Consider the following 11905-nt stretch of genomic DNA (forward strand, 5'->3'; position numbering starts at 1 on the left):
AAAGGGCCCAGATAATCTGGGCCACTAGGGTGGTCGTTAGGCGTGGATACCGAGTAGGGGTTTGTCTTGACTGGGCATGGGCACCGGCGGCAGGTCTGGAACTGCCTGCAACAATCCCTCCTCAAAAAGGCGGGCGGCCTTATCTTTTTCCCCGAGGGCCTGAAGTAAGCGCGCCAGTTCTGCGGAGGTGGCCGGGTCATGGCGCAGCAGCAGGCTTTTCTCAAAATATTGCTGTGCTTTGCCCCACAGCTCGTTGCGCATGCTTAAACGCCCGAGACAGGTGAGCAGATCGGCACTTTCACCGTACTCTTTGAGCCAGCCCTCCGCGGCAGAGAGCTGTGTTGTGGCATTGGCACCGGTGAGACAGCCATACAGCTTGGCCAGCTTAGGGGTCCACTCCCGATTTAGTAACCAGCGCAGGTGTTTTTCTGCTTCGGTATCATCGCCAATCCGATGTAGCAGGTTTGCAAAGAGACTGCGTAGCTCTACATTGCGCTGCCAGCGCCCATTTAGGCTGTGCCAGATGTCGTGTAGCCTCTCCTTGTCATTGCGATTCGCGGCCTCGCCAAGCTGATGCTCGTAAACCTCCCGCTCTAATTTTTGCAGGTCTTCTTCAGGCATATTGGCATGCTTTTCCAGCTCTGGAAGTAGCTCCTGCAAGCTACTCCAATCGCCCAAGGAGTAGTAGGCTTGTCGGAGAAGTTGCAGTAGGGCCGGGTGTTTGGGCTCCAGTTGCTTAGCCCGTTTGAGGCTGGCAATACACTGCTCGTAATGCTTGTCTTGCAGCTGCATGCGCGCCTGACTCAGTGCCACCGCCAAGCGTGTGTCTTCGCCGCAGGCCTCGGCCTTCGCCAACAGTTCATTGGCTTCCTCGCGGAACCCCAGTTCATGGGCACTGCGCGCGGCCGCTAGATAATTGATTAACGGCGCCTCGGAGCGTGGGGCGCTTTTTAAGAGCTGGCGCCTTGCACGAGACCAGTTGCCCTCCATAAACTCCACCAGGCCGCTGGTGAGGCGTCGTCGGGCCACCCGCTGGCGGCCGAAGCGCAGGCGGTCGACACTGCCGCGCACCGCACGAAACAGGCTGCGGGTTAACCAAGCGAGAAACAGTAGAGCGATTAGTAGGGCTACGAGTGCGACGATGGCAAACCAGAGATTCATCTCATAGCCCTTGTTCAACTCGCCACCGAAGCCAATCACCAGATATCCCGGATAGTTCTGGTTAATCTGTGGTAGCAGAGCGCCAAGTAAAAGTAGGGCTACGGTAGCAAAAAGGACTTTTCTCACGGGTTGCCTCCCCCGGGTGTGTCGGCACCATGCCCTGAGGTTTTGTGCAGAAGCTCAATGTAATTGTACAAGGCCACCTGTGAGGCATTCAGGTCCGGCATCTGGGCTTGAATGGGTTTTTCGCTGAGTTCGGCCAGTTGCTGGGCCAGGGCGTTGCGCTGGGTGTTGGCGGTGCCATAAGTTAGCAGAAGTTCGCGGGCGCTGTTCAGTGCGTCTTTGTACACGGTGGAATCACCGCGCAATAGGGCCAACTGTGCCTGCTCCATATTAAGGCGCAAGGTCTGGCGAAAACGTGTCTCACTCTGCGGGGAGAGCATGACGGGATTGATATCGCCGTCAATGGGCCGGACAGAGTCGCGCAGGAAGGTGGTAAAGCGCCTCCAACTACGCTGCCACGGCGTCTGCCCTTCTTGTGCAGGTTCCTCTTGCGTCTTCTGCGCCTGGGAATGGGCAATATCAAACTCTGGTTGGATCCGCGCGCGTATCAGTTGCTCCTCCAGAGCACGCAGACGCAGATAAAGCCCCTCACGGTCGATATTTTCCACCAATTTAAGCGCGGTGATATCGCGGGCCAGTTGTTGGCGTACCCCGTAGAGATCCGGCAGGTTCACCTGGCGCAGAATAGTGTCGACCTTTTCCACTAGCCCCAGGGCAGCGCTGCTGTTGTCCTCCAGCATCAGGCGTTGATTGGCCATGCGCAAGAGGTAATCGGCCTCTGCCAGTTGCCAGTCTTCCCGGCTCACATTCCCCAGTTCGCTGAGGCGGTTGCCCTGAGCTGTCATGCTGCGCTGCATTCCGGCGAGCTGTTGTTGCAGTTGCGCAATGGTACGGGCTTGCAGCTGTATCTGATTGCGCAGGGTGGTATCGGCCTGCTGAAGTTGGTCGAGTTGCTGATTCAGCAGGGAAGTGGTCGTTTCTACTGAGGGGTGCGGTGGCTGCGCCTCAGATGGCGCCGAGTCGGAGGAGGGCTCGGCGTTCGATACCGGTTCAGCGGGAGTGGTATCTACTGGGGGTTGAGCGGTCGTATTAGGTGCGGACGATTCCCCTTGACGATCCGTTTCCCGAGGGGACGCTGTTTGTTTAAACGCGGGGAAGTCGAACTGGGCGATGCGATTGCGCAGCTGCGGCCAACTGTGCCAGGCGAATGCGATCAGGGCAATAAGTAGCAGAATAAAGACCAGCCACCACCAACGACCGCCGCTTTTTCCACTGAGAGTGGCATCTTGAGGTGGCTTATCTTTCTTTTTGCCCTGTGTCGCCTTGGCAAAATTGCTCTTGCTCTCCTGCTTAGCCAGCGTATCTGCGGTGAGGTCACCCGCTGGTGTGGAGGCATTGTCCTTGGATTTTTCGTTGGTCATGGGCTTGGGGCGCAGCTGTAAATTGTCGTCGAATTATAGCGAGTGGCGCAGACCTTAATAGCGGAGCTGGCGCCGTTTTGAGACTTTTAACCCTACAGGGCGGGTAATTCGATAGCAATTCAAACTAGCGCCTGGGAGAGTGCCTCCAGCATAGCGCTGTCGCCGGCATTCAGTGCGGTGTGGATCTCGGTAAAACCCAGTGCGCGCGCTTGCTTGGCGACTCGCGCGCTGGGGCCGACTAGGGGGGGGTGTAGCAGCCGTTCACATCCGGACTGTTCAATACATCGGTGCAAGTTCGCCAGGGTTTCGCCGCTGTGGACCGTGATGGCATCCGGGGTAAAAGCGTAGTCTTGCAATTGATCTGCGGCACCCGTCGGCAGAGATCTCTGGTAGAGCTCGCAGTACTTTACCTGCGCACCGCGTTCGAGCAGTGTGTCGCCGATCAACGTGCGCCCTCCGGCGCCGCGAAAAATCAGAACATGCTGCCCCGCGACTTGCCGCAGTGAAGGCAGGGCGAGCAGGTCTTCGGAGTTCATAGACTCGCCGCTGCGTTCACAGGGAATGCCCCGCGCCAGCAGAGCCTTAGCTGTGGCTGCGCCAATGGCGTAGTAACGCGGTCCCAGGGGCAACTGTGGCCAATAGGCCTCCAGCCAGTCCACGCCGTAGCGTACCGCATTCTGTGAGACAAAAATCGCAATATCTGTCTGGTCGAAGTCGAGGATGCGATTTTTAATCGCCTGCAGTGCCGATACCTCTACAAGGGGGTTGATCGCCAGCATGGGTATACAGTCGACTTCGGCGCCGGCTGTGCGCAACAGTGCGCTCCAGGTGTCGGCGTGCATCGTTGGGCGCGTAGTTAGTATGCGTTTGCCTCGCAAATACTCAGCCATGTTGAAGTGTTCTCAGATGGCGGCTAGAACTTCGTCGGCGCCCTGTGCTAGCAATTGCTCTGCGAGCTGAGTTCCCAGCGCTTCGCCATCTTCTGCCGCGCCGCGGATTTCCGCGCGAATCATGGTGGAGCCATCGGGGCTGCCCACCAAGCCGCGCAACCACAGGGCGTTATCCTCCAATTCGGCGTAGCAACCGATGGGGACCTGACAGCTGCCGTTAAGGCGCTTTACCAGGGCGCGTTCGGCAGATAAACGAGCGGCGGTTTTGCTGCAGTGCAAAGGGCGCAGCAGAGCCTCCAGTTCGCGGTCATTGCGGGCCTCGATACCGACAGCGCCCTGGCCACCAGCGGGCAGTAAGACGGTGGAGGGTAGGAAGCTCCGAATGCGCTCGCGCATTTCGAGACGCAACAGGCCGGCGGCGGCGAGAATAATGGCGTCGTATTCCCCTGCATCGAGCTTGGCCAGGCGAGTATTGACATTACCGCGGAGGAATTTGATCTGTAGATCGGGGCGGTGTGCAAGCAGTTGGCACTGGCGGCGCAGACTCGAAGTACCTACCACGGCGCCCTGGGGTAGCTCCGCAATGCCGGCGAAGTTATTGCTGACAAAAGCGTCGCGTGGGTCCTCACGCTCACAGATAACCGGCAGGTAGAGTCCCTCGGGAAATTCCATGGGCACATCCTTCATGGAGTGCACGGCGATATCCGCGCGCCCTTCCAACATGGCCACTTCCAGCTCTTTCACAAAGAGCCCCTTGCCGCCGATTTTGGCCAGGGGAATATCCAGTACCCGGTCGCCTCGGCTGGTCATCGGCAGCAGCTGCACATCCAGCGTTGGGTGCTCCTGCTTCAGGCGGTCCTTGACGAAATTGGCCTGCCATAGGGCCAGGGCGCTCTCGCGTGTGGCGATGCGGATGCGGTTAATGGGCATAGGGTTCGATCACTCGCTTGTATGGGGAGGCAATTCTAACAGAGGGCTGTTGCCTGTGGCTCTGCCCGGCGCTCGGCTCAGTAAACTGTTACGATCCGCCGCGCGCGCGCAACCAGTCTTCGAGAATGATGCGCGCGGCGATTGAGTCCACGGGGTCCTGCGCGAAGTTGCCGCGATGGCCGCGCTCTGCCGCCTCTTCCTTGGCCGCGCGCGTACTGAGGCGCTCATCAATCATTTCCACCGGCAGCCCGCTGCGCCCGTGCAGGCGTTGGCCAAATTTGCGTGCGCGAGCACCGAATTCACTCTCGCTGCCGTCCATATTCAGTGGCAGTCCCACCAGCAAATAGTGGGGCCGCCACTCGTCGATAAGTTGCTGTACCTTATCCCAATCCGGCTTGCCGTCCTTTGCCGGCAGGGGTGCAAGCTCTCTGGCGCTGGCTGTTAGGCTCTGGCCAAATGCGAGACCGATGGAGCGGGTGCCAAAGTCGAAGGCGAGGGCTGTAATGGGTTTACTCATGGGGGAAAGATCCGGTTTCACGGGGAATAAGACTTGCGAGGGATGATAACCGGGGCGAGTTAAGCGTGCCCAGCCTGGGAGCCGAGGCCGGAGAGATCAATACCGTGGCGGGCGGCAGCATTTTGCCAGCGTTTGTCCACCGGAGTGGCAAATAGAATTTCAGGCTCTGCCGGCAGTGTCAGCCAGGCGTTCTCCGCCAGTTCCTGTTCCAGTTGCCCGGCTCCCCAACCGGCATAGCCCAGGGCCAGCAATACATCGTCCGGGCCGTGTCCGGAGGCAAGGGACTCGAGAATATCCCTGGAGGCGGTGAGGCTGATTTCTCGATTGATTTCGGTGGTTGAGTCAAACTGCACGCCGGCACCATGAAGTACAAAGCCCTGCTCCGTGGAGATGGGTCCGCCCAAGAGAACAGTCTCATCGCCACGTTGGCTGGAGTCCTGCAGCGAGAGCTGTTCGAAAATTTCCTTCCAGTGCACCTTACTGGGGGCATTGATCACTATGCCCATGGCGCCCTCCTCGCTGTGCTCGACGATTAGGGCGATGCTGTGCTTGAAGCGCGGATCCTCCATGCCGGGCATGGCCAGTAGGAACTGGCCGCGCAGGCTGCCGTGGGTCAAATCACTGTCGATGTTCGGTGTAGGCATAGTTTGATTCTAGGTCGCCTGAATGAAACGCAAGTTTAGCCACGCTCGGGCGGCTCACCTGCAGAGGTTGAAAGCCCGGTCAATTCGAAATTCCAGGTGCGGATAATTTCCAGGCGGTCGGCCTCTTTGCGGATTTCTGCCGGGAAGGGTGCGAAGGGGGCTGCCTGCCGCACAATCTGCTGGGCAGCGTCGTCCAGGATACGCTCACCTGAGGAGTGTGTGATCTTTACCTCCTCTACTGCGCCATTGGGCAGCAGGCGCACTTTCATACGCAGGCTACCGGTGATTTTTTGTTGGAGGACTTCCGCTGGGAAGTTGCCATTACCCACGTCCTCTATTTTCTGGCGCCATTCGTGCAAGTAGGCGGCATCTGCGGAGGCCTTGGTGGCCACCGAAGTGAGTCGAAGCACGCGTGGGCGCTGAGCGATGGTCTGACTGATCTTATCTTTGCGAGCCATCAGGCTGGCATATTCCTGCTTGATTAAAGCCAGGTCATTGGGCGCGTCGCCGCGCTTCTTTTCGGAAAACGTATCTTCGGCGGGTAGTTCCGGCGCCTGGCGGGGGCTGTCGCCAATGGTGGTGATTAGTTGGCGGCGCTGGTCTGTCGGGTGCGCGGCCTGCTGTTGCGGCAATGGGGTCACGTCGTGAATTTGCGTGTCGGCAAATTCGGCGCGACGTTTACTGGAGAGCTCCCGTGGGCTGTCCGCGGTGCCACTGGCCTGCTGGTTGTGCTGGGCCAGATAATCGGCATCCTCTGGTGCTTGTGCAGACTGATGCTGAGAGAGAGTCACCTCCAGGGTGGGTGGCGCTTGCCTGCCTTCGGAGTCGGGGAAGGATACGTAAAGTAACAGAACATGGAGGGCGCCAGCGAGAAACAGGGAGAACACAAAACGCTCGCGTTGGGCTGCATCAAATGGCGTTGTGTTAGCGATGGAATTCATTATGTATTTTCGGTTACTACTTTTTTGCACCGAGCACGACGTTCGGCATTTCTACCAGAGCCATTTATTGGTAAACAGCCCTGGGATTCACTCAAATTGAAGTGCGCAGTTTAGCGCTTTTGCGCCAAGCGATGTGTGATGGCGCTCATTAGTCGCGCACCGATATAGGTATCGTAAGCCGCGTCAATCTCGCGCACGCAGGTTGGGCTTGTGACATTGATCTCGGTGAGATAATCCCCGATGACATCCAAGCCAACAAACAGCAATCCTTTTTCTTTCAGGGTGGGAGCGACCTGTTCCACGATCCATCGATCGCGATCATTGAGAGGGCGCGCTTCGCCGCGTCCACCTGCGGCCAGGTTGCCGCGTGTTTCGCCAGCTTCAGGTATTCTCGCCAGGCAGTAAGGTACCGCTACACCGTCGACGACCAGAATGCGTTTATCGCCATTTTTAATTTCGGGGATGTAGCGCTGCGCCATAATTTGCTGGCGCCCATGCTCTGTGAGCATTTCCAGGATTGCGCCCAAATTGGCGCCATCGGGTTTGCAGTGGAAAATACCGGCACCCCCCATACCATCTAATGGTTTGAAGATGACATCCTGGTGGGTTTTATGGAATGTGCGCAGGCGCTGCATATCCCGACTGACCAATACCGGGGGACAACATTGCGGAAAGCTAGTGGCGAATATTTTTTCGTTACAGTCGCGCAGCGATTGCGGCTTGTTAACCACTAGCGCACCTTCGCGCTCTGCCGCTTCGAGAATGTAGGTGGAGTAAATGTACTCATTATCGAAGGGTGGGTCGATGCGCATCAGGATAGCATCGAGATCGCCCAGAGGCATCTCTCTGGGTTCCTCTAGGGAAAACCAGCGTTCAGCATCATCAAAAACCTGCAGCGCTCTACCTCTACCAATAGCGCGGCCATTGTCCAGGTACAGGTCGCTCTGCTCAAAATAAAACAACTGAAAACCGCTGTCTTGTGCGGCCTGTAACAGTGCGAGTGTCGTATCTTTCTTAAAATTGATTTGGGCGATGGGGTCCATCACCACACCGAGGGAATAATTCATCTGGGCTTCCGTAGTTGAAGGGATATTTAATCCCGCGCCGCGGTGGTTGTGGCTAGCTGTCTTTTTGGCACTGCCAACTTGTTGGGTGGATAAGGTAAGAGTAGCTTCGCCGAGGTGCAACTTTTTAACAAGCTCCGCTGAGTTTGGGTGTAAAGTGGCGATAATTTGAACCGCAAGGTCGCCAGCGCTTAGCTGCAGGTAGATTCACCAGGGGTTCTGTGATAAAAGTTCCACCCAGTGTGTGATCTTGGCTAAGTGAGACACCCAGGCCCCATAAGTGGCTCAAAAAAAGGGTGCAGATAAAATTTTTCGCGTGCCCGAAAATAAGTAAACAGGGGATTCAAAAAAGACTATGGAGCTTAACTGGGAAAGTCTGACTGTGATGGTGATTGACGACAGTAAGACAATTCGCCGCACCGCCGAGACATTGCTGCAAAAAGCAGGTTGCACGGTTGTCACCGCAACAGATGGCTTTGATGCGCTGGCGAAAATCGCGGACTCCCGTCCCGATGTTATTTTTGTCGATATCATGATGCCGCGCTTGGATGGCTATCAGACCTGTGCACTGATTAAGAACAACAGCGAATTTCGCTCCACTCCGGTTGTTATGTTGTCGAGCAAAGATGGTTTGTTCGATAAGGCAAAAGGCCGCGTCGTTGGTTGCGATCAATATTTAACAAAGCCATTCAGTAAAAGCGAGCTTCTCGGGGCTATTTCTGCCCACGCAAAGCCGCACCATGCAGCCTGAGTGGCCACTAACAAAAAAACAAAGTGCTCTTTAAGGGCCTGCATCCCCACTGTTTAGTGGGATTGATAATTTAACAGACGTACAGTTCTCCCCACCTGCCTGGGGCGTGAGGTTCTGTAGTCGGGCAGTGCATTGGCAGTAAGTGCAGACTTGGCACGCGCTATCAACGATAAATACAACAAGCCGCCAAGCACTGTCATTTATAGAGCAGTTGCCAAAATTAGAAGAAGTCATGGGGGAAATGATGGCAAGAGTACTAATAGTTGATGACTCTCCTACCGAAACACATAAGCTGACCACAATTCTTGAGAAAAATGGCCACGCGGTAATTACCGCGCCCAATGGTGAAAATGGTGTGGATGTGGCGCGTACTCAGCGTCCGGATCTTATCCTGATGGACATTGTGATGCCTGGACTGAATGGTTTTCAGGCCACGCGCCAGTTGAGCAAAGATGGCAGTACTGCCGGGATTCCAATCATTATCGTGACTACTAAGGATCAGGACACCGACCGAGTGTGGGGCATGCGGCAGGGGGCCAAGGCCTACCTCACTAAGCCCGTTGATGAGGGCAAATTGTTGAAGGCAATCGAGGAGGTGTTGGCCTGACGGCCAGCTGCTGAGCGTGCAGTCACAAACACCTTATCTAGCACTTGTCGATATCGCGCGGCGCGCTAAAGCGCAGGCCACTGGATTGCCCGGGCGTCGCGAAATCAAACCTTATTGGACCGGAATCGGTTTTTCTCTACTCGATCACAATTTCGTCGCTTCTATGGACGATGTTGTGGAACTGCTCGAAGTGCCGCAGCACACTTTTATCCCCGGCGTTCAGCCCTGGGTGAAAGGCGTTGCCAATGTGCGCGGCCGCCTGTTACCCCTCATTGACCTTGCCGCTTTTTATGGTGGCCACCTTACTGGCCCGCGCCAACAGCGCCGGGTTCTGGTATTGGAGCGGGACAAAACCTACGTGGGGTTGATTGTCGACAGGTTGCACGGAATGCAGCATCTGGCATTTGAATATGCCCGTGAAGCGCCAACAGATTTAATTGAGCCGTTTGCCCCTATGGTGCACGGCCAGTTTATTTTGCAGAAGGACCGATGGCTGGTGTTCGACATGCGGGCTCTACTCAAAGACCCTCATTTTATGGACGCCGCCACTCACTAAAGGTCCAACTGGACTTTTCGTCATCTCACAATTTGTTGAGATGTTGGGGGGACCTATAGGCGGTGCAGGGATGTCCGCACTGGCTGAGGGCCATTGTTATTAAAGCGTTAAATATTTAGTGGTTTTAAACCGGCCTCATGCTTGGGCCCGCTAGGAGTAAACTATGAAAACAGGCTCCCAGAGTTCCTTTTCCGCGTTTCGCAGTAACCCTGCCGCGCTGGGTTTGGGTCTGCTGGTACTCGCCGTACTGGCGGGACTGATTGTCAGTATCTATTTGGTACAGACCCGCAGTGACCGCGATAAAGAGTACCTACAACAAGTGGCGGAGCTGCGCGCACTTTCCTATCAGTTGGTTTCCTACGCACCGGCGGCGACCTCCGGTGATGATGAGGCCTTTGCCGAATTAGAGAAAGTTTCAGGGCAAATGGCGAACGCCTGGAACCAACTGCAGGGGATGGATAAGGGAAGCCGTAGAGCGCTCGATGCCGAGCTCGCTACTTACGGTACCGTTTGGCGCAAGCTGCGTGAGCAGGTCGATACGATTCTCGGCAACCAAGATACCATCGTATTCCTTAACGATATCGCCTCTACGCTGAGCGACTCCCTCCCGGAACTCCAGGCGGAGCACAACAATATTGTGGAAATCCTCCTGGCGAACAACGCCCCGGCGAACCAGGTAGAGCAGGCACAGCTGCAGGTCTGGCGTGCGGAGCGAATCGGCCGAAATATCGATAAGATGCTTCAGGGCGGTGATGATGCCGAAGCTGCCGCCGACCAGTTCAATACCGATGCCAGCCTTTTCGGTAAAGTAGTGGACGGCATGAAGAGCGGCGACGTGGTGATGGGTATTTCCCGTATCACCGATGAGGAAGCGCGTCGCTCACTCGATGAAATTACCGAACTGTTCGGATTCGTAAGTACCTCTGTACGGGATATCTTCGAAGCGACCCCGGCACTGTTTGCCTCGCGCCAGGCCTCCGACGGTATTATCGCCTCGTCGCCGCAGTTGCTAGAGGCCCTGAGTACCCTGAACGACCGCATCGTTAACCTGGCCGATGAGCGTCAGCCAAACAACATGACGATTTCCATTTTGGCTGCGGCATTTGTGCTGTTGATTTTTGCCATGATGGGGATGGCCTTCTCCGGTACTCGTCGCAGCCTGATGGAGGAAGCGGATACCAACGAGCGTAACCAGCAGGCCATTATGCAGCTGCTGGATGAGCTGGCGGATCTCGCCGATGGTGACTTGACGACCTCGGCAACAGTTACCGAAGCCTTCACCGGTGCGATTGCGGACTCCATCAACTTCACTATCGACCAGCTGCGTGTACTGGTATCGCGAATCAATGGCACAGCGCAGGAAGTATCCGGCCTGTCCCAGGAAACCCAGCAGACCGCCCTGCATCTGGCGGAGGCCTCGGAGCACCAGGCCCAGGAAATTGCCGGGGCTTCGGCCGCGGTGAATGAGATGGCGGTCACCATTGACCAGGTATCTGCCAACGCCTCCGAATCCGCCCAGGTAGCCGAGCGCTCGGTACAGATCGCCAGCAACGGCTCCAAGGTGGTACAGAACACCATCAAGGGCATGGACAATATCCGCGAGCAGATTCAAGACACCTCCAAGCGAATCAAGCGACTGGGTGAGTCTTCCCAGGAGATTGGCGATATCGTGAGCTTGATTAACGACATTGCTGACCAGACCAACATCCTCGCGCTGAATGCCGCAATTCAGGCGAGCATGGCCGGTGATGCCGGCCGCGGCTTCGCCGTGGTTGCGGATGAGGTACAGCGCCTGGCGGAACGTTCCGCCGCTGCAACCAAGCAGATTGAAGGACTGGTAAAAGCGATTCAGTCCGACACTAACGAAGCGGTAATCTCCATGGAGCAGACCACCACTGAGGTGGTGCGCGGTGCTCGACTGGCACAGGACGCCGGTGTTGCCCTGGAGGAGATCGAGAATGTATCCAGCAACCTGGCATCCTTGATTCAAAACATCTCCAATGCCGCACGCCAGCAAGCCTCCTCTGCAGGTCACATTTCCAACACGATGAACGTGATTCAGGAAATTACCTCGCAGACCTCTGCCGGTACCCAGGCGACAGCTCAATCTATTGGTAACCTGGCGCAAACCGCCAGCGCCCTGCGTGAGTCTGTTGCCGGCTTCAAGTTACCGCAGGAGGAGGGCGTGGATACCAACAGTGACATATACGATGTGGAGTTGCCGGAGATGGATGCGGAAACGTTCACGATCGAAGGTGAAGAGACCGATTCCTTGGAGTCCCGCGAAGACCGGGCTCTGGCCTAACCCACAAAAATAATGTCCGGCACCATTGATGGTTGCCGGGCGGAGAGGGCGCACG

At 56.5% G+C, this 11905-nt stretch carries 12 protein-coding genes; 4 read left to right on the plus strand and 8 right to left on the minus strand.

Annotated features, from left to right (window positions below):
• Positions 1–36: 36 nt before the first annotated feature.
• The 8 genes from Q1A69_RS02480 to gshB all read right to left on the minus strand — a co-directional run bounded on the left by Q1A69_RS02480 (position 37) and on the right by gshB (position 7634).
• On the minus strand, positions 37–1287 hold the full coding sequence (locus Q1A69_RS02480; RefSeq protein WP_299580601.1) for a heme biosynthesis HemY N-terminal domain-containing protein: 1251 nt from the start codon (positions 1285–1287) through the stop codon (positions 37–39).
• A complete protein-coding gene (locus Q1A69_RS02485) occupies positions 1284–2645 on the minus strand; it encodes a uroporphyrinogen-III C-methyltransferase (protein ID WP_299580604.1) in 1362 nt (453 codons plus the stop codon). The genes Q1A69_RS02480 and Q1A69_RS02485 overlap by 4 nt, the downstream gene beginning before the upstream one ends.
• A 119-nt stretch (positions 2646–2764) precedes the next feature.
• Complete coding sequence (locus tag Q1A69_RS02490; protein ID WP_299580607.1) at positions 2765–3535, minus strand: uroporphyrinogen-III synthase; 771 nt, start codon at positions 3533–3535, stop codon at positions 2765–2767.
• A 12-nt stretch (positions 3536–3547) separates the two neighbouring features.
• Positions 3548–4465 carry a hydroxymethylbilane synthase gene (gene hemC / locus Q1A69_RS02495; protein WP_299580610.1) on the minus strand — a complete coding sequence of 306 codons (918 nt, stop codon included), beginning with the start codon at positions 4463–4465 and terminating at the stop codon, positions 3548–3550.
• Positions 4466–4553: 88 nt separating this feature from the next.
• Entirely contained in the window at positions 4554–4982 is a 429-nt protein-coding gene (gene ruvX, locus Q1A69_RS02500; RefSeq protein ID WP_299580613.1) for a Holliday junction resolvase RuvX, read from the minus strand.
• A 59-nt stretch (positions 4983–5041) separates the two neighbouring features.
• Complete coding sequence (locus tag Q1A69_RS02505; protein ID WP_299580616.1) at positions 5042–5626, minus strand: YqgE/AlgH family protein; 585 nt, start codon at positions 5624–5626, stop codon at positions 5042–5044.
• 35 nt (positions 5627–5661) lie between these two features.
• On the minus strand, positions 5662–6567 hold the full coding sequence (locus tag Q1A69_RS02510; protein WP_299580619.1) for an energy transducer TonB: 906 nt from the start codon (positions 6565–6567) through the stop codon (positions 5662–5664).
• 110 nt (positions 6568–6677) lie between these two features.
• On the minus strand, positions 6678–7634 hold the full coding sequence (gshB, locus tag Q1A69_RS02515; protein WP_299580622.1) for a glutathione synthase: 957 nt from the start codon (positions 7632–7634) through the stop codon (positions 6678–6680).
• Between the two features lie 352 nt (positions 7635–7986).
• On the opposite strand from gshB, the gene pilG reads away from it, so the two are divergent.
• From pilG to Q1A69_RS02535, 4 genes are all read left to right on the plus strand, one after another.
• Entirely contained in the window at positions 7987–8382 is a 396-nt protein-coding gene (gene pilG, locus Q1A69_RS02520) for a twitching motility response regulator PilG (RefSeq protein WP_020413651.1), read from the plus strand.
• A 244-nt stretch (positions 8383–8626) separates the two neighbouring features.
• Positions 8627–8989, plus strand: coding sequence for a twitching motility response regulator PilH (gene pilH, locus Q1A69_RS02525; protein WP_299580625.1), 363 nt, complete (start codon positions 8627–8629; stop codon positions 8987–8989).
• Positions 8990–9005: 16 nt separating this feature from the next.
• Positions 9006–9545, plus strand: coding sequence for a chemotaxis protein CheW (locus Q1A69_RS02530; protein WP_299580628.1), 540 nt, complete (start codon positions 9006–9008; stop codon positions 9543–9545).
• Positions 9546–9708: 163 nt separating this feature from the next.
• A complete protein-coding gene (locus tag Q1A69_RS02535; RefSeq protein ID WP_299580631.1) occupies positions 9709–11850 on the plus strand; it encodes a methyl-accepting chemotaxis protein in 2142 nt (713 codons plus the stop codon).
• Positions 11851–11905: the final 55 nt, after the last annotated feature.

This window comes from uncultured Microbulbifer sp. (genome assembly GCF_947498635.1).
GTDB lineage: Bacteria > Pseudomonadota > Gammaproteobacteria > Pseudomonadales > Cellvibrionaceae > Microbulbifer > Microbulbifer echini.